Source organism: Pseudomonas fulva NBRC 16637 = DSM 17717 (assembly GCF_000730565.1).
Taxonomy (GTDB): Bacteria; Pseudomonadota; Gammaproteobacteria; order Pseudomonadales; family Pseudomonadaceae; genus Aquipseudomonas; species Aquipseudomonas fulva.
The window spans coordinates 25,379-43,324 of record NZ_BBIQ01000007.1; the positions used below are offsets into that span (position 1 = coordinate 25,379).

13 protein-coding genes are annotated in these 17,946 nt (G+C 55.1%); 5 read left to right on the top strand and 8 right to left on the bottom strand.

Annotated features, from left to right (window positions below; all coding sequences use genetic code 11):
- The first annotated feature begins 4 nt into the window (after positions 1-4).
- A complete protein-coding gene (locus tag PFU01S_RS09205) occupies positions 5-586 on the top strand; it encodes a TetR/AcrR family transcriptional regulator (protein WP_028687560.1) in 582 nt (193 codons plus the stop codon).
- A gap of 115 nt (positions 587-701) precedes the next feature.
- Here the strand turns inward: PFU01S_RS09205 and PFU01S_RS09210 are convergent, their stop codons facing one another.
- Positions 702-1,607 carry a hypothetical protein gene (locus tag PFU01S_RS09210; RefSeq protein ID WP_028687559.1) on the bottom strand — a complete coding sequence of 302 codons (906 nt, stop codon included), beginning with the start codon at positions 1,605-1,607 and terminating at the stop codon, positions 702-704.
- Positions 1,608-2,025: 418 nt separating this feature from the next.
- Between PFU01S_RS09210 and PFU01S_RS21715 the strand changes: the two genes are divergently transcribed.
- Positions 2,026-2,882, top strand: a protein-coding gene (locus tag PFU01S_RS21715; RefSeq protein ID WP_373876271.1) for an IS5 family transposase whose coding sequence is annotated in 2 segments (ribosomal slippage) — positions 2,026-2,374 and positions 2,374-2,882 — 858 coding nt in all. Because the reading frame shifts where the segments join, the coding sequence is not laid out codon by codon here.
- A gap of 653 nt (positions 2,883-3,535) precedes the next feature.
- Here PFU01S_RS21715 and PFU01S_RS09230 read toward each other — a convergent pair.
- The 3 genes from PFU01S_RS09230 to PFU01S_RS21720 all read right to left on the bottom strand — a co-directional run bounded on the left by PFU01S_RS09230 (position 3,536) and on the right by PFU01S_RS21720 (position 6,034).
- Complete coding sequence (locus PFU01S_RS09230) at positions 3,536-4,315, bottom strand: hypothetical protein (protein WP_033737010.1); 780 nt, start codon at positions 4,313-4,315, stop codon at positions 3,536-3,538.
- Between the two features lie 30 nt (positions 4,316-4,345).
- The gene (locus PFU01S_RS09235) at positions 4,346-5,038 is read right to left on the bottom strand and encodes a hypothetical protein (RefSeq protein ID WP_028687555.1); all 693 of its coding nucleotides are present in this window, start codon (positions 5,036-5,038) and stop codon (positions 4,346-4,348) included.
- Between the two features lie 139 nt (positions 5,039-5,177).
- Positions 5,178-6,034 (bottom strand): IS5 family transposase gene (locus PFU01S_RS21720; RefSeq protein ID WP_154665205.1). Its coding sequence is split into 2 segments (ribosomal slippage): positions 5,178-5,686 and positions 5,686-6,034, totalling 858 coding nucleotides; the frame shifts between segments, so codons are not numbered across the junction.
- Positions 6,035-6,884: 850 nt separating this feature from the next.
- Here PFU01S_RS21720 and PFU01S_RS22130 point away from each other — a divergent pair.
- The 3 genes from PFU01S_RS22130 (at position 6,885) to PFU01S_RS09255 (ending at position 13,666) form a co-directional block, all read left to right on the top strand.
- Positions 6,885-7,058 carry a hypothetical protein gene (locus PFU01S_RS22130; RefSeq protein ID WP_154665204.1) on the top strand — a complete coding sequence of 58 codons (174 nt, stop codon included), beginning with the start codon at positions 6,885-6,887 and terminating at the stop codon, positions 7,056-7,058.
- Positions 7,059-7,131: 73 nt separating this feature from the next.
- Positions 7,132-12,117 carry an AAA domain-containing protein gene (locus PFU01S_RS09250; protein ID WP_028687551.1) on the top strand — a complete coding sequence of 1,662 codons (4,986 nt, stop codon included), beginning with the start codon at positions 7,132-7,134 and terminating at the stop codon, positions 12,115-12,117.
- Complete coding sequence (locus tag PFU01S_RS09255) at positions 12,110-13,666, top strand: penta-EF hand family protein (RefSeq protein WP_028687550.1); 1,557 nt, start codon at positions 12,110-12,112, stop codon at positions 13,664-13,666. Before PFU01S_RS09250 ends, PFU01S_RS09255 begins: the two co-directional genes overlap by 8 nt.
- A gap of 423 nt (positions 13,667-14,089) precedes the next feature.
- On the opposite strand, the gene PFU01S_RS09260 is transcribed toward PFU01S_RS09255, so the two are convergent.
- From PFU01S_RS09260 to PFU01S_RS21730, 4 genes are all read right to left on the bottom strand, one after another.
- Positions 14,090-14,641: a hypothetical protein gene (locus PFU01S_RS09260; RefSeq protein ID WP_028687549.1), complete on the bottom strand. Its 552-nt coding sequence runs from the start codon at positions 14,639-14,641 to the stop codon at positions 14,090-14,092.
- 81 nt (positions 14,642-14,722) lie between these two features.
- Positions 14,723-15,466, bottom strand: coding sequence for a hypothetical protein (locus PFU01S_RS09265; protein WP_028687548.1), 744 nt, complete (start codon positions 15,464-15,466; stop codon positions 14,723-14,725).
- Positions 15,467-16,391: 925 nt separating this feature from the next.
- Complete coding sequence (locus PFU01S_RS09270) at positions 16,392-16,646, bottom strand: hypothetical protein (RefSeq protein WP_028687547.1); 255 nt, start codon at positions 16,644-16,646, stop codon at positions 16,392-16,394.
- A 124-nt stretch (positions 16,647-16,770) separates the two neighbouring features.
- Positions 16,771-17,933, bottom strand: a protein-coding gene (locus PFU01S_RS21730; RefSeq protein ID WP_154665203.1) for an IS3 family transposase whose coding sequence is annotated in 2 segments (ribosomal slippage) — positions 16,771-17,678 and positions 17,678-17,933 — 1,164 coding nt in all. Because the reading frame shifts where the segments join, the coding sequence is not laid out codon by codon here.
- Positions 17,934-17,946: the final 13 nt, after the last annotated feature.

The following is a 17,946-nucleotide window of genomic DNA, read 5'->3' on the forward strand; positions in this document are numbered from 1 at the left end:
TTGAATGGTCCGTCGCACCCGCGCCGCGATGCAAGAAACCCGCGCACTGTTATTGGCAACCGCCCGCCAGATGTTCACCGAAGTAGGGTATGCACACACCTCTATGGATGACTTGACCGCACGGGCAGGCTTGACCAGAGGGGCGTTGTATCATCACTTCGGTGATAAGAAGGGTTTGCTTGCAGCGGTGGTAGAGCAACTCGATGCGGAGATGGACGTGCGGCTGCGTGCGATTACCGACACTGCTGAGGATGACTGGGAAGGTTTTCGCCAGCGTTGTCGAGCCTATCTGGAAATGGCGCTGGAACCTGAGATTCAGCGTATCGTACTGCGCGACGCCAGAGCAGTATTTGGGGGTGGCTCGCCAGAGGCGCAACGACATTGCATGGAGTCTTTACGCCAGTTGATCGAACGGCTGGTGCTGCAAGGCGTATTCATCGACATCCACGCCCAGGCGCTAGCCGCTTTGATATATGGCAGTTTGGCGGAGGCGACGGTGTGGATCGCAGAGACAGAGGAGGGCGAACAGCGACTGGCGCAGGCGACTCAAGCGTTCGAGTCGCTGTTGCGAGGGGTCTTGAAATAACGCTTAGACCCATGGCCACTCCAAAACGCGTCGCCTGGAGGGAACGTCCAGGCGTCGCAGTATCAAGGCCGGTGGCGTTCAAGCTTATGTTCGCTGCAGCGGCAAGGCATGTTCATTACTGGTCGGAGCGCACCCATTTACCTATACCCACGTTTCTCCAGGTGGGCGCTACAGCACTGGAGAGTGCGCCTGAGCGCGTTCGGGATGTATCAACGTTGTCAATGTCTGCGAAAGACACCGTTACGCGCTGGTCTTTGTAATTCAAACTCCTGAGCACGAATGTGCCGTTTTTCTCATCGATGCTCTCCAATATGCCTTGAGCCGCTAGTGGATTTCCGCCTCCCGTGGTTGTCTTGCGCCAGACCAAGAGATAGCGATTAAGCGACTGCTTGAGCTCAGCTGTGACCTGGGCACGCATGACATGATCGTTGACATAGGCTTCACATGCTTGTTGCACAGGGCGGGTAATGTTCCTGATTTGCCGCTCACGGTCGTAGAAATCCTGATAAGGATCTGCCTTGGACGACGCTGAATCGTAGATCACATTTCGGCGACGCAGGTGCTCAGAGATATCACGTGAAGCCAGCTCGGCCGCTGCAGCGTCAGCAATGGCGTCAGTGCCATTTTCACCTGAGGTTGCTGTGCTTGCATCTTGGGTCACTGATTCAAGGGCTTTGTCCAAGGTGCTCGCGGCCGCGTCCTGCATCTTGTAACAGGCTCCACAGGCAGCTTCGTAGGCGATGAAGGCAGCTTCATGAGCATTTTCATCATCGTTCACCAACGCTGCATCCAGTGCTTTACGAGCTTTGTCTCGGGCAACGATAGGCGCGCCCAGTTCAAGAGCGGCAACAAAAACGCCCCAGACAAGCGCGTATACCTGGGCATCCCGCAGCGCTCGCACGAGATCCGGAGCCGTGGCGACATGCTTGTTTTCAGTGATGACAGCAAGCCGTTGTTGCACCGAGTCATAGGTTTGGCAATCACGAATACTTGAGAGCAGCGCATCCAGTTCTGTAGCCATAGTCCGAATCCTTGTGACCGTGGGGTGGGCGTGTGTTGAAACTTTCGTTTGCTGGCGCGCCTATATATAGGCTGGGGCTCCAAAGGCGGCTACTGGCATTTGTGAGAGTTGACTGCTTGCACGCTAGTGTTCGGGCAAGTTGCGGATGTACTTCGGAGCGGATTGATGCGTTCACGAAACCCCTAGAAACGCCCGAACCCTTGGTTTACGAGGGTTGCAGAGATAAATTTGCAAAAGAATAGAAAAAATAGGTGTTGGTTCTACCACTTTCTGCAAATCCCGTGTCCGTTTCTATAAGTTTCGGTAAAAACCCCCAACGATTCTAGGCTCTGTCTGAAATCCCAAGAAACTGAAATGTGGCCCCGGAACAGCCCGGGTTCGGTACAGTCGCCGACCATCTACGGAAAGGAATTCTGTGATGGCAAAGCGTTATGAGCTCTCGGATGAAGCGTGGGCGATGGTCGCCGACCTCTTTACCACAGTCCACGTCAGGGGCAGGCCCCGCAGCAGTGATCGCTTGATGCTCGATGGTATTCTCTGGGTGCTCTGCTCAGGAGCAGCCTGGCGAGATATGCCCGAGCGTTTCGGGTCTTGGACGAATGTCTATCACCGCTTCCGAGTCTGGCGAAACCGCGGAACGTTCGATCAGATGCTCAGACGATTGCACCTCAGACTCAATGACAAAGGCTTGATCGATCCCCACACCTGGATGATTGATTCGACCGCTGTTAGAGCAACCCGTGCTTCATCTGGAGCGCGGAAAAAAGAGGGCCTGACGAGCCTGCCGATCACGCTCTAGGCCGAAGTCGTGGCGGCCTGACAACCAAAATCCACATGCTCTGCGACGCCAACGGGATACCGTTGCGCTTTCTCCTCTCTGGCGGCCAAGCCAGTGACATCAGCTACGCACAACCACTGCTGGACGAGGTCAGCATTCCATCGAGCCAACGTGGCCGCCCGCGCAAGCGCTGTAAATGGCTACTTGCCGACAAGGGCTACGACGCCGAAGCGCTACGCCGCTACTGCGATCAATATCGGATGCAGCCCGTCATTCCGCTGCGCTCGATGAAGCGCAAGCCCAAGCCTGGCTTACCCAAACTGTTCGACCGGCCCAAATACCGACAGCGCAACATCATCGAACGCATGTTTGGCGGGCTGAAAGAGAACCGCCGGATCGTCACGCGCTTCGACAAGCTCGCACAAAGTTACGCCGCGATGGTCTCGCAGGCTTGTGTCATGCGGTGTATGCGATGGCTTTTTTCAGACAGAGCCTAGCATCCCTGCCTGCAGCACATCGGTTCAGTTTCCGATCTGCGCTGGCGAAAAGGCTTTGCTTACCATGTGAAACTGCTGGCGTTATCATCGATGTACTGACTGCACTCGGTTGATGATCGATTCTGGCTCGTGAGCGCCCAGCTTTTTTGAATCAAGAAAGGCTTGATGCCATTGCCCGAGAGCATGCTGGCGACGTGATCAGAATCGGCAGCGGCATTCCAACGTCTATGGGTGATGAGTCATTCCTCCCAGTCGTACTCCGGGGCATCAGTCACTACCGTGATCATGCAGTCGAATGAGCGCAAAAACGCTGCTATCAGCCTGTCGCGGGCATCGAGAATAGGACAGCTATGGTCACCACCCTACAGCTGAGGGATAACTTTTACGAAGTCGCTGCAGTCGTTGCGGTGCAATGTGTCGAGCAATTCTACGTAAAATTCCCGCGCGTCTTCTGCCACCAGCGCCAGCGAAATCAGCTTCGCCGTGGCGTTTAACGCGGTAAATTCGCAGGCCAAAAAAGTCTCATCAACATGATTCTCAATAGCTAAACTGCTGAGCAGTAAGCTGGGCAAGCCCAGCAAAAGAGAGGGGGAATCGCCGCCCCACCCCAGGCGGTGACTAAGATCTACAGCAAGTGGAACCCCACCTTCCGATTAAAAGCGCTCCAGCTTCTGGAGCTTTGCCAGCTTGTCCAAGATTTTGGATTTGGCGCTGTCCAACACTGTCGGATTGGTTTGAGTCGACAGCTCATCTCGGGGTTTTCTGCCAAGGAAATAGCTGATGCGCTCTGCGTTAGCGCCAGATGGGTGAGGGAGCCCATCAAGAATTTGTTCGGTTTTCAACAGGCCTTCGACCTGCAAATGCTGGAAGACCTCCGCCACCTTCGGCCCGAGCGGTACGTACAAACATTGCGGGCCCAAGACTCTGACCTCTTCCGCCAGGTGGGTTTCAACCTGGCGCCGCAAGCTGGAGCGACTGAGCATGGCTGGGCTGCCGCTGTAGTTCTGACCGTCTACAAAAACTGGATAGCGCAACGCCGAGGTGTAGTGCACCAGATGACGGTGCGTATCGAAGAGTCGAGCACAGCTGTCGACGCCAAGCAGCGTGTGCACACCTACGTGATCAAGCATGTTGACCAGGTTGTTTCGCATAGGCCCAGCAAAGCTGGCGGTTGCCTTGGCAGCTTCCCTGGCCTGCTCGATGGAGGCACCTTGGCGAAGTTGTTTGCACGCCTCATCCAGGGCGCGGCTGGCTTGTTGCAACCCTGGGGTGATGCCGCATAGCACGATACGGGCGCCGGTATTGATGTGGTCGAAGGGTGCATAGAAGGTTTGCAGGTTGCCCTCAGATGTTAGCAACAGCTCCACCGGCAGGCTGTTGCTAAAATCGAGTGTTGTAGCGGATAGCAGCGTGCTGAATTGTTCGAGGCTCATGATCGTGTCCTATGGTGATTGGCAGTCGGGTTAGTCAGCGCGGGTGGCGATGAAGCCCCGGCGTCCTTTCAGCCAGCGCAACGCCTCGTTCGAGTCGACCACCGTCTGATTCTGTTCTTTACGTGTTTGAAGCTGGTCAGCTGCGGTGGGTTGAGCCGCATTGCGTACTGCTCGCTCGGTCATTTGCCCTAACACTGCAATTTCCTTGAGGGTCAGATATCCGCTTTGATCTTCCCCCGACAAGAACATGGGTAGCGCCTCGTCATCTTGAAATGCCGGGTGGGTATCGAGGTCTAGGCGTGCCCGAATCAGAGCGTGGAACAGAATTTTTTCGAGCCCCCTGGGTAAGGTCATTTCACGGTTGCGGATGCTTGGCCAGAAGACTTCGATGTCGGGTCTGGCAGACAGCACAAGCGTGGCCAAACGTCCCCAGCTGTCGTTCATTCGGGTTTGCTCTGCTCCATTCGTCGCGAGTTTCAACCGACCATTGATTGCGTAGTCATAGCAGTCTCTAGCTGCCGCCTGAACCGGGATCTCACCTTGGTAAATCTGATCTAGACTCGCCAGGATGGCGGGGTCGATTTGGCCATGAAATTTGATCAGTGAGGCACCCAGCGAACCCCAATAGACGTCGTGCGACTCCTGGAGAATTTCGTCCAGATCGAATTTCTCCTCAGGTGAAACAAAGTTTTTTTCGAACTGGTTACGCCAATAGGTGCTCATCGTGTGCTCCGCCTGCTCGGAAGGTGTAGGCAGAGATTAGAGGGGTAATAGTACATCGTCAATGATTAATTTGTGACATCAGAAGTGATTTTCGCTATGACCAGGGCGTGCCGTTCTGACCCACACTGCATTTGAATTCCTAGGTTCTGTCTGAAAAAAGCCGTCGCATACACCGCAAGACACAAGCCAGCGAGACCATCGCGGCATAACTTTTTGCGAGCTTGTCAAAGCGCGTGACGATTCGGCGGTTCTCTTTCAGCCAGCCAAACATGCGTTCGATGATGTTGCGCTGTCGGTATTTGGGCCGGTCGAACAGTCTGGGTAAGCCAGGCTTGGGCTTGCGCTTCATCGAGCGCAGTGGGATGACGGGTTGCATTCGATATTGGTCGCAGTAGCGGCGTAGCGCTTCGGCGTCGTAGCCCTTGTCGGCGAGCAGCCATTTGCAGCGCTTGCGCGGGCGTCCACGCTGGCTCGATGGAATGCTGACCTCGTCCAACAGTGGTTGTGCGTAGCTGATATCACTGGCTTGACCGCCAGAGAGAAGGAAGCGCAACGGTATCCCGTTGGCGTCGCAGAGCATGTGGATTTTGGTTGTCAGGCCGCCACGACTGCGGCCTAGAGCGTGATCGGCAGGCTCGTCAGGCCCCCTTTTTTCCGCGCCCCAGATGAAGCACGGGTTGCTCTAACAGCGGTCGAATCGATCATCCAGGTGTGGGGATCGATCAAGCCTTTGTCATTGAGTCTGAGGTGCAATCGTCTGAGCATCTGATCGAACGTTCCGCGGTTTCGCCAGACTTGGAAGCGGTGATAGACAGTCGCCCAAGACCCGAAGCGCTCAGGCATATCTCGCCAGGCTGCTCCTGAGCAGAGCACCCAGAGTACACCATCGAGCATCAAGCGATCACTGCTACGCGGCCGGCCCCTGACGTGGATTGCCGTAAAGAGATCGGCGACCACTGCCCACGCTTCATCCGAGAGTTCGTACCGCTTTGCCATCACAGAATTCCTTTCCGTAGATGGTCGGCGACTGTACAGAAACCAGGCTGTTCCAGGCTCACATTTCAGTTTCTTGGGATTTCAGACAGAGCCTAGGCCGCAAAGGTAGCGAACAGAAGATCGAGCAATTCTAAGAAGCTTTGGCTTATCTACGTTCATAGCCATCCGCTCACTAGCGCAGGCCGAATACTGAGGGGAATTGGGGGATTGTGAGCGCAGTTCGTTGGATCAAAATTACTGAAACGTGATGCGGGCGTCCGCAGCCGGTAGCGCAGAGCCGGCAAGCGGAGCGCGCGGGCGTGACGGATGTACGCCCGCAGGGCCGAGACGTCGGCGCAAGACGATGGCTCGGTTCACAAAAGCGGCCCCACAAGGGCATGCTGCTGGCTCGTTATATATCCTTAAGCATCCGCTCCAGGGGCCTGATGCTTCCACGTAGATAACACAGCAATCGTATCGAAATCCGACCGCTTACCGTCCGGACTCACACCATGCTCGCAGCAGTCGAGCTCTTCGCGATCGTTAAAGACGGTGATGCAACTGGCAAGATCCGCAGTGCCAGCATGTATTAGGCGGCCATCTTCATATGGCAATGGCACTTTGAAATCACGTAAGATCTCGCGCGTTCGTCAACGCATGGTCTCGTGATGCTGAGGACAGCATTAGAAATATTACGAAAAAGTAAGTGGTTGTCGCCTGTGCAGCAGTGGCAGTCGCTGAGTTTGCGAATAACCACCAGTCTCACGTTGAGGAACAAAATCGGTACGCCTAAAACGCTTCCGTGATTGCAAAGCTACCTGTACTGCCGTTCGAAACTAAGGAGCTTAGCGCTCAGGAAAAAGCTGAGACGATGGATATCTACGATCCACAAAACCGCATTCTGGTCACTGCTGGTCTGGCGAAAAAATACCATAGTTTTGAATTCCAGAAGGAGTACAAGACTTTTCTGGAGTCTGGGCAGGAAGAGCTAAAGGATAAGTTTGGGCCTGCCCCATGGCAGAGGGCGCCAAGAAGCTGCCATTGATCAGGCCCAACAGTACGTCGAGAACGGGTGACCCAAGAGGCATCTTGATCAAAGGATAGGCAACAGGAGCAGTATGAAGATCATTGTCAAAGGTAAGGGCCTTCACGGGAGCGAGACTAAAGCGGTCGCAAGAATGGAGGCGGAACTACGCAATTCATGGCATGCCTACGCCTCGGTGCTGATCTGCGACTCGCAGGGTGGCATGGAGTTTGACCTGATCATAGTTACACACGATCGCATCCTGATTGTCGAGCTCAAGAACTGGCGTGGCAAGCTGACTTCCTTCGACGGCAACTGGTACATCGACGGGAAGTACCGTTCCAAGAGCCCGTACCACACCAAGCGCGATCAAGGTTATCGCCTTCTCAGCATCTTGCGTTCAGAACTTCAGCATAAGCTGGGCTACTACCCCTTTGTCGAAGCCCACGTTGTCCTTTGCGGCGAAGCCACCCCCGAGCACCTGCCGGCAAACGACAAGCCTTTCGTCCATACCCTTGAAGAATTCATGAAGATCCGCGAGGCCGATGGCTATTCCGCGATCATCACAGGCCCCCAGGCGATCAAGTTTGACGATGTCGGTCGGCTTCGCCCCAACGACCCGGTCAACCTCAAGCACTTCGACGACTTCTTCCGTGGCAGCCGAGTTGAGCTCGCCACCTTCAAGGTTAAAGGCTTCGAAGCCTCCGAAGTCCCTGATCACCAGCACGAGAAAAGCCTGTTCTCTGAATTCCCGGCGCAACACGAGAAGTATCATGGCCAGCGCGCCATGATCCGTCGTTGGGATTTGACGGTGCTGGGCATCATAAACCGCGAAGACAGCATCTGGCAGAAGGTTGTCACCCGCGAGGATCATCTGTACCGCACCGCATCGGCAACCAACAGTCCCTTGCAGAACTATATGTTGCGCCCGCTGGAGTCCCCGGACGAGGACAACATCAGCGCCGATTGCGTGGCAATGTACGAGCTGAAGAAAAACACCCGCCGCCTAGGCGACTACATTGCAATCAACGGCGGAAAATGGACACCTGAACAGAAGCTCGACATCGTCCGTGCGTTGCTGGCCCCGTTTGCCGAACTGCACAGCATGGGTGTTGCCCACCGAGACATTCAGCCCCACAACCTGTGGTACGCAGAAGACAGCGCCTTCATTCTGGCCAGCGGTTTCCACGCCTCTCATCTTCCTGAAAAAGGCACCGTACGCGACATCAGCAAGATGATCAAAAGCTCGGCCTCGATCATTCCTGAGGACATCTATGGGGAAGCGGGCGAGATCATCAATCCATTTGCCCAGGACGTCTACCTGCTGGGGATCATCGCTCACAAGATCTGCTTCCCCGACCAGAAAATGACCGAAGAGGAAGGTCTGGCCATCTGGCAATCGGTTGAGAACGATCCTTTTAAGGGCAAACTCGACGCTTTCTTTGCCAAGGCCATGGATCTGGAGCAGGACAACCGCTACCCAAGTGCTGCTGCCATGCACGCCGAATTCAACGCCATCTCCCTTGGCAAGGATGAACCCTTCGACGATGCTCGTACCGTCATCGAAGAGATCAGCAAAGGAGATTTCATCAAACGCGAGCTGAGTCCCTTCGCTATGATGGCTCACTTCCCCCCGACTCCCGGTGGTGCGCCTACCCTATTTGGCGAGAAGATTGCCTACCGCTGTGCGATTGATGGTGAAAATGGCCTGTTCAAGTTCTGGCAGAAAGCAGCTATCGATCTCAAGAACCCTAGTGCCAACCGCCGCCTGCTGCGGATGCGGCGCCGGATCGAGAAGGCTGTCGAGGCTGAGCTTCCCATCGCCAAGGTGCTTCAGTTCGGCCTGTTCGGCGAAGGTGCCGGCCTTTTCATTCTGACCCGCTTTGAAGAGGGCACCACCTGGGATGTCTATATCCAGGGACTGGTGACCGATGAAGAGAAGCTCAACAATGCGCTGGGACTGTGTGAGCTGGTCATCCAGATCCATAGCAACCAATTCGCTCATGGCGACCTGCACCCAGCAAACATTCTTGTGCGCCCAGCTTCAGGAGCACTTGAGGAAGGTGCAGAGACTGCCAGCCGTATGGTACTGATCGACTCACTGGACTGGGGTGGTCAAAGCGAACCCTACAACACCGAGTATGGGCCGACTAACCCTCAGTCTGCCGATGGCTATGGACGGGATAAGTTTGCCGTCTACCGTATGGTGGAAGAACTGTTCGGGGAAGCTGTACCTGATGAAGTGCGCGCCGAGATCAAGGCCGCGTCCTTGCAGCCGGACGGCATCCCGGTCGACCTCTCTCTGCTGCGCGACTGCCTGAAAGCGGAAATCGAGCGCCAGAAAGCCCCACCCAAGGTGGCTCTACCACCGCTGCGCCTGATCTACAGCGACATGCGCTTGCCTGAGACCGCACGCTTGCTGCAAGCCGAGGGCCTTGAATACCACTTGTCCGTGAACATATCGGACAAATACAAAAATAACCTGTTCTGCGTAATCACTGCCCACTACCAAAAGCTCACCGTCATCCTCAATCCTGAATCGCGCCAGATCACGGCGGCATGGATTACCGATTCGGGCCTGAACGAATATGCCCAGGCAGCGCAGCGACCAGCACTCAGCTTCACGCAGCCGATCAGCGTGGAGCGGGGCATCCCGCCAGTCGGCAAAACCAATAACTTCCTAGAGTTCCTGATGGATCAGGACGCCGTACTGGATCTTCTTGAGGAAATGTTCGGCTCTACCGAGCAGGAAGTCAGTGAGCCCGTCGCGCTTGAAGAGGGCGTTGAGCAGACAGTTAAGCCATCCCGGATCTGGCAAGCCCTAATGGATACCGAGGGTGAGCAGCGGCTGAAGGTCGAAATCCGCAGCAACGAGATCGAAGAGAGCAAGTCCGGAGCCTGGCTGATCCCCTGCATCCTAAAATCCGGGAACGAGCTTGAATTTTCCGGTGATGAAGACGAAGAGATCGGCATCTACCTTGCTGACGAAACGCGCCAGTTTGGCCATGTGATCGCCGCCGAATCGGGTGATGACATCCTCGCTGTTCATCCACATGGCGAATCGCTGTCGGCCTTCAAGAAGAAGGTCGGTGAGGGCACAGAGATCTTCTTTGAGTCCAAACGCAACCACGCATCCCGGTTCCGCCGCCAGAAGGCCATGGACAGGGTGCTGTCCGGCAACTCTCGCATTCACAACCTGCCAGGCTACTTTGACGAAGAGGGCACTGCACGCTCCAAGGTTGTCCGGGAGGTACCCAGCGAAGAATCGATTCGCGCCCGCTACGACAACTTCAACGGTTCTGACGAAAGAATGAACCCTAAGCAAGTCGTTGCTTTTCAGAAGGTTATCAGTCAATCGCCGGTCTCAGTGCTACAGGGCCCGCCTGGTACCGGAAAGACAAAATTCGTTAGTCAACTAATCAATTACCTATTCGAAAATGGGCTGGCGCGCAACATCTTGCTGGTGGGGCAATCGCACACCTCGGTCGACACCGTGGCCATTAAAGCCAAGGAATTGTGCGAGGAAATGGGAAACCAGATCAGTCTCGTGCGTCTTGGTCAGGAGCACCTGATCGACGAGAAGCTTTTGCAGTGCCACTCCAGCTCAATCCAGCGCAAGATGCGACACAAGTTCCAGCGTGAGTACGAGCAGCGCATCAACGCGCTGGCATCGCGCCTGATGCTTGACCAGAGCTTTGTCGAGGATATCGCCAAGCTTCACCGCAGCATCAGCCCTCTGCTGTCACGCATTGCTGTACTGCTGAGTAACATCAATGACCTGACCCAACGCCGCGAGCAGAGTCCTGATCGCGCATGCCGCATCGATGAGTTCAAACGCAGCCTGAACGAATGTGCCCAGATCGTAAACAACAACATCCGCACCCGTGGCTACGAATTCAAACTTCCGGAGGCTACAGATCCGGAGTACTGGCGTGAGCTGGTTCGCCAGATTGCCGCCAACCATGGCGTCACCAACCAGTTGGCCATCCAGCGTCTGAACCACGTGATTGCAATCAGCAAGGACTGGATCGATGTACTGGCTTCCGGGTCAGCAAGCTTTGATCGCTTCTTCGTGAAGTCGAGCCAACTGGTCACCGGTACATTGGTGGGCATGGGCGCCAAGTGGCTGAACATCGAAGAGCAAGAATTCGATTGGGTCATCGTCGACGAAGCCGGTCGCGCTCAGGCCTCTGAACTCATGATCGCCCTGCAGTGTGCCAGCCGCGGCCTGCTGGTAGGTGACCACCGTCAGTTGTCACCTCACTATGAGCAGTCTCATGTCCGGGCCGTGTCTCGTAAGTTGGGTATCGAGGAGGCTGAGGTGCGCAAAACCGACTTCGAGCGCGCCTTCATCGCCAACGAAGGTGTAACGCTCGACACCCAGTACCGGATGATCGAGCCTATCGGCGAAATCGTATCGCACTGCTTCTACGGGGGGCAGCTCAAGAGCCATCGCAAAGTCGCTCCGGATTGGTACGTCGACTTGCCATACCCCATGAACAAACCTGTGGCCTGGATCGACAGCGGTACCGGTGAGCGGGCGATCTACGAGGAGAACCAAGGCGGGGGTCGCGTGATCAACCGCCATGAGCTGCAGGTGTGCATGCATCTGCTACGTCAGATCGCATCCTCCCCCGTGCTGGAGAAGCTGCGCGCCAGCAAGTCGGAGAAGCACCCATTTCCGATCGGTATTATTGTGATGTACAGCGCCCAGAAGCGGTTGCTTGAAGCCGAACTGTCGCGATCCGAGTGGATGGCGCCGCTTCGCGATTTGTGCGACATCGCGACGGTAGACTCGTACCAGGGGCAAGAGCGGGGGGTTGTCATACTCTGCTTGGTTCGAAACAACCCAGAGCGGCGACAGGGCTTCCTGGTTGAGCCATCTCGCATCAACGTGTCGCTGTCCCGAGCACAGGAGCGCTTGGTGGTCATCGGTGCCAAAAGCATGTGGGAAGCTTCCAACAAGCAGTCGTCACTGGCCGATGTCCTGACCTTCATCAGTGAGCAGACCGCCGCTGGCAATGAAAATTACGAGTTGGTCGATGGCACCACCGTTATCGAGGGTGCACGAAATGTTTGAAGAAAATGAAATGATCGAAACCAGCGGCGTGCGGCTGTGCAATACGATCTCCCTGCTGATTCCAGCCTACAGCTATCACATCAACTGCGCCTGGACACAGGAGATCCCGCTGCCGGCAATCGAGGAGTTCACCTGCCGCCTGCTGATCTCACTGCGTGAAATCACGCCTGGCGAAGTTCAGCAGTACTTCGGGCTGAGCAAGCGCGAATGCGAGGTGCTGATCGAGACGCTTGAGAAGAACAAGCTCATCACTCACAACAATGACGGCATGCTGGTGCCTAGCAACATGCTGATCGACCGCACCAAGGACAATCCGGAAGTCACCCCTAGCTTGACCAAGTATGAGGTCAAAACCGAAACGGTGGTCTTCGAAGCCTTGACCGTTTCTATCATGCCCTCCAATGCTTACAACCGCAGCCGTCACGGCTTGCCTCAACTGCCGATCCCGGATGAGAACCACAGCCCGGCTCCGCAGCTAATCACCGAGCTCTTTGGCAGTCAGTTCCGGGCGTTCCTGGATTACTCACGCCGCCCGGAAATCGAAACCAAGAAGATCCGGCTTTACAAGGTCGATGGATGCAGCGCAGGCAAGTTCGTGCAGATTCCGATCGACCTGGAAATCTGGTTGCGCCCAACGAAAGAAGGTGATCTGGAGATCATCAAGAAGGTCGCTGAAAAGGCCAGTGGTGGGCGCCAGCCTCCGTTGTCGATGGAAGTGGAGGCCAAGATCTCCGACTACCTCAACAGCCTGCCAAGCCCTAAGAAGAGCGTCAGCATTCTGGGCTACTGCAAAATGTTCGATGACCATGTGCTTGATCGCTATATCGACGACCGTGGCCTTGACCTGAATCACTGGCTGATCGATCACGCCAATCGCAAGACCGGCTACGGCACACAGACCACTCGCTCGATGATCGGCCCTATCTTCGACCGCAACAATAAGAAGACCATCGATCGCATGATCGAGGAGGTGGCCAAGGACTGGAAGGCTGGCGAGGTACATCGCGCTTTCTGGCTGTCCAGCTCGGCGCCACTCTGGGGCGCCAACGGGTTTCTGATGAGCGACTTCTGCAACGAGATCTCTCGGCGCCTGGCTGAAGACCGACAAAGCCGTGGGCATGTCACCGCAATCCTTCCGTACGAGGACAGCCGAGACCTCAGCGCCCTGAAATCTAGCTTTCACACCCGCATTCCGTGTGGCATCGCCTACAAAGGCGCTGATCTTCAATCTCAAATTGAGATTTTCCTGATCCCTGGCCAACTGGCCGTTGTGCAGTATCATGTGCAGCCCGACAATGCGAGCGCCATCACGGTGCCCATCGGCTATGTCACCGTCGAGCATGACCGTATTACCAAGATCGAATCCTACCTTGACAACCTGGTCAAATCCCGTGGAAAGCCGGAGCTTGCCTGGAGTGATAGCACCTCCAAGGTCGAGGACTTGATGGGTAATTGCCGCTCGCAATTCTGCGAAGCCAACCGCAAACCACTGCTCACTCTGACTAGGCCACAATCAAACGGATCCGAGGGCGTGCCTGCTGCCGAGTAATCATCTGGACGGTGGGGCCTTGCCCCGCTCACCAGTTCTTTTGCGATGAGGGCGGCGTCCCTCATCATGCAATACCGCCAAAACTTGATTTGGCGAATGGCGGCACCGACCTATTCGCTGATGAACAATCGTAGGCTTTTCAGCAATGCTTCATCATGCGTCGCAAAGCCATAGGCGTCAGACTGCGGGAATCAGCTGTTGCCAATTTGTACGGTCTGGGAATGCAATGCATGCCTTGGCCGTACTCAAAGAGTCACCAAGACCGACGTCCATTGCTGCAAGGATGGCAGACGGGAGATCGATGATGACGTCTTCGCTGCCATCGACTGGATCCTGGCAGATCACAGTCGTTTGCAGTTAATCACTCATTAGACTCCAGCTCTAAAATGGTCGCAATGGGGCAAGGCAGATATGCCAAAGTCGTCAGGCTCGCAGCATCGATTCACCATCCATTCCGCACGGAGGATCGAACGTGCCATGCCATCCAATGAGCGGGCGTTCAAATGGATCTGCGTAATACCTAGCTTCGCTTGGAATCTGCACAACCCCTCCCGCGTAGGCGACAAGCATCAAAGAATTCGCTCGCCGCTCGCTCGCCTCCTGGAAGAGATTACTGCTGGGCAATAGGTCGAGATTGGTAGGAGGCGACCACAAAGAGCGGTCTTCAAGGACTGAATGCTCCAGCAAAGCAGCGAGTTCGGTGTATCCATGCTCCCGAGCGACCTCAACTGCGGACTTGCCATTGGCGGTGAGCGTGGCAGCCGAACCACCTAGGCGAATGAGCTCCCTGCATGCAGGTTCGTGTCCGAAGTAAGCGGCTTGATGCAAGAATGTCCAGCCTGACGATGGAGTCCGATAGCGGCTGCAAAGCCGGGCAAGCATGGGCTCCTCCATCCACTCCGAAATGACATTGTCCCATTTCCCGCTTTTGGCCTGCTCGTAGATTTGCTTTATCAAATGATTCAGAGCGCTCATGCGTTTACGACCTCTGGACGGTTGTGCGGTTGATGCAGAATTTGCAGAATAAAGAAATAGACGCAGGCTAGAGGAGTCGACTTAAGACTTTGCGAGGCGATTGAATACTTCTTGGTAGATCTCACCATCAGCCAGCGCGAACAGCAGCATCTCTACCTCATGAATATGCTTTTCATCTCCCCACAGATCCTTGCTCACCTTGCGCACAATGGACAGATACTGAGGATAAGCATCTTGCTCCGACACAAAATGCTTTTTCCTCATGTTTTTCGGATCACTGCTCTCGCCTGGGTGCAGCCGCTCACTCAGCAGCAGAGTGGTGATGTCCAGCATCTTCAGCCGCGTATTACGACCCTCAGGCATCGGGAAAATAGGGTGCTTGGCACCTGTGAGGTAATTGATGGCATTCAGAGAGTACGCGACGCGAGCATCATAGATACATGCCCAATCTGGGCATACAATAGACGCCCATTTTGACCAACTGCTGATGAGCTTGAAGGAGGGCTTGAAACCCGCCGGCACTGCTTTGGAGCCCTTGTAAGACGAGAAGAGCTCCAGCGTCTCGCTGACTTTTGAGAAGCGCGTAATCCCACCCCATACCTTGATGAAATAGGTAGCAACTCGTCCATGCTCTACTTCACAACTGGTCGAGCGGACTAGCTCTCGAAGGCCTGTTTTCAGCTCAAGGGTGCGATCGAAAGAGGTTTCGCCTGAGAAAGAAATATCAAACTCAGAGCTCGCTAGGCCGTGATCAAACGTCCAATCATAGAGAGACGGTAGATCATCTTTTCTCTCCCGCAGGAATTCCGTTACAACCTTGTCCATTTTCTGCCCGTCGTTGGAAATGATGCAGATGATAGCAAAAGCGCATCACGACTTGCTTCCCGGACTATCGCTTGTGAGTAGACTCGCTCAGGCAAGCGGCGCGCGCAGGCGTGAGGATCGAAGCCCGCAGGGCCAAGAGGCATGCGAAGCGGGCGGCTTGGTTCACAAGAGCCGACCCAACGGGCACGCCCGAGAAAGCTAGAATCGTCTACCGGGCAAGCTCAAGCCGACTTACCGACTTACCGCACCAAGTTAGGACGAACGTATGGCCTTGATCGACGAGCTTGAGCAAGCGACGAAAACGCCTGCGCGCCTGGCTGACGCTAATCACGTATTCCATACAAACCTCTTAGCCCAACAACCGTCGAAGGAGATCCTTCGATCTGTGTATTCTCATGCCTAGCCGAAGGCCATGGACGTTCTGTGGAAGCTTGAAGATCTTAGATTTCATAGGGCAGGGTGCGTCTCCGGTACGTTTTCCGATATCGTAGAAAACCTGTCTATTTTCCGCATCATGCGGTTGCCAGTCGAGGGGAATTGCCTCTCTGATACACCTCGCATAATGCCCCCAAAGGGGAACATCAATGGCGTTTTATGGGTTAATGAACCCAAACTGGGACATCATGGCTGGCACTGAGCTGGCACTAAAGTGAGGAGGGGGCCGGTTAATGAAAAGGAAAATCGACAGTCTTTTCTAAAGGACGGTAATCGACAGCATCCTTAGCCGATCACTCTACCTACGAGCAGACTAAAGCGCCTTAGAAACGGGCTTTCGAGTGGTAAGGGACGCAATGGAGTACACATGTTCTCCTTACGAATTGCCAGGTAAAAGGTAGTGCAGATGCACGACTATGTCCAAGCTTCCGATGATTGCCCGGCTCTGAAGAACCGGCCCGTCTGAATTCGAATGATGTAGTTTGTTGTGTCATGGGAGGTTCTCAAGAAATGGAATTACCACCGTCTCGACAAAATCCCAACCCTCAACAGCCTTTTCCCATAACCAGATGCATAGACGAATACGTGCGATCCACTTCAGCAGCGTCACTGCCTTTGCTTTTACCCACGCAATCCGACCAGCTTTAGGTTCTTGGGGTGCAGCTACCTCGACGACACGGGCATCTTCACTGTTGTGCATTGACTGACGAGCCTTGCGGCGCGCCAGGTTCTTTAAATTAACCATGACTGATGTTCCTAACGACAGGCGAAATTGCCCCGCCGCTAAGCATTCCGGGCCGAAAGGAACGCTGAAGATGCCACTACAAACCACAGTTCTGCTTATCAAGTCCCTTGATAAGCTGTAGTGGTCAACTCATCCCGGACACGGTTTTGAGTTTTTCTTCTGCTTTCGCTGGAGCTAGTCCATCGTTGAACTGATGAGGCCGGATCCAGTTGTAATGGCCCATTAGGTATTGGCCAATGTCTCGTTGAGCTTGCTGCCCGGTCAGGTAGCCCGTGGTCGGTATCCACTCTGATTTCAAGCTGCGGAAGACTCGCTCCATCGGTGCATTATCCCAACAGTTGCCTCGGCGGCTCATGCTCTGGCGTATGCGGTAGCGCCACAGTCTCTGGCGGAACTGACGGCTGCCATATTGCGATCCCTGGTCGGAATGGAACAGTAGTCCTTGAGGCTTTCCACGCTGTTCGTAAGCTACGTCCAGCGCTTTGACGACTAAGTCTGCATCCGGCTTCTCTGATAAGGCCCAGCCCACCACTCTGCGTGCGTAGAGATCCAGTACAACTGCGAGATAGTGCCATTTGCCCTGAGCCCAGACGTAAGTTATGTCTCCACACCAGACCTGATTTGGCGCTTCGACATCAAACGCTCGGTTCAAGGTATTCGGAATATCTGGCCGCTCCACTGTGGCCTTTTTGTACGCATGTGATCCTGGCTGCTTGCTGATCAACGCCAGCTCACGCATCAGGCTGCGTACCTTGAACCGCCCGATTTGCTCACCTTCTTCTTGCATCATTGCCATGATGGTACGGCTGCCGGGCGCACTTCGACCTCGCGTGAACAACTCATTCACTCGACTGCGCAACCGCAGTCGTTCAACGTCCGGAGTTCGCCTTCTGTGACGATGTGCGTAGTAACTTGAGCGAGTGACTTCAAACACTTCGCACAAACAATCAACGGGCTCATGATCGCTGAGCTGGCGGATCAGCGCGTACGCTCGAGATCTTCCGACATCAAGAGCGCGGTAGCCTTTTTTAGTATCGATTTCTCGCGTTCAAGGCGCGTGATCCGGGCTTCCAACTCTTGGATTTTTTGCTGCTCTGGCGTCAACGCTTTGCTGGCCGGCGTAACGCCGCCGCGCTCCTGCTGAAGCTGATTAACCCATCGGCGCAGTGCCGACTCGACCAAGCCGAGCGAACGGGCCGCTTCGGCATGGCTGTGGCCTTGATCGAGCACCAGGCAGGCAGCTTCGCGCTTGAACTCAGGGGTAAAGGTACGGCGTTGCTTGGTCATCGGACACCTCTCT

What these genes read in the sequence shown, in the direction of transcription:
- PFU01S_RS09260 (WP_028687549.1), bottom strand. Translation starts at nt 14,641, where the DNA reads ATGAGCGCTCTGAATCATTTGATAAAGCAAATCTACGAGCAGGCCAAA.
- PFU01S_RS09210 (WP_028687559.1), bottom strand. Translation starts at nt 1,607, where the DNA reads ATGGCTACAGAACTGGATGCGCTGCTCTCAAGTATTCGTGATTGCCAA.
- PFU01S_RS09235 (WP_028687555.1), bottom strand. Translation starts at nt 5,038, where the DNA reads ATGAGCACCTATTGGCGTAACCAGTTCGAAAAAAACTTTGTTTCACCT.
- PFU01S_RS09265 (WP_028687548.1), bottom strand. Translation starts at nt 15,466, where the DNA reads ATGGACAAGGTTGTAACGGAATTCCTGCGGGAGAGAAAAGATGATCTA.
- PFU01S_RS09250 (WP_028687551.1), top strand. Translation starts at nt 7,132, where the DNA reads ATGAAGATCATTGTCAAAGGTAAGGGCCTTCACGGGAGCGAGACTAAA.
- PFU01S_RS09270 (WP_028687547.1), bottom strand. Translation starts at nt 16,646, where the DNA reads ATGGTTAATTTAAAGAACCTGGCGCGCCGCAAGGCTCGTCAGTCAATG.
- PFU01S_RS09205 (WP_028687560.1), top strand. Translation starts at nt 5, where the DNA reads ATGGTCCGTCGCACCCGCGCCGCGATGCAAGAAACCCGCGCACTGTTA.
- PFU01S_RS09255 (WP_028687550.1), top strand. Translation starts at nt 12,110, where the DNA reads ATGTTTGAAGAAAATGAAATGATCGAAACCAGCGGCGTGCGGCTGTGC.
- PFU01S_RS22130 (WP_154665204.1), top strand. Translation starts at nt 6,885, where the DNA reads ATGGATATCTACGATCCACAAAACCGCATTCTGGTCACTGCTGGTCTG.
- PFU01S_RS09230 (WP_033737010.1), bottom strand. Translation starts at nt 4,315, where the DNA reads ATGAGCCTCGAACAATTCAGCACGCTGCTATCCGCTACAACACTCGAT.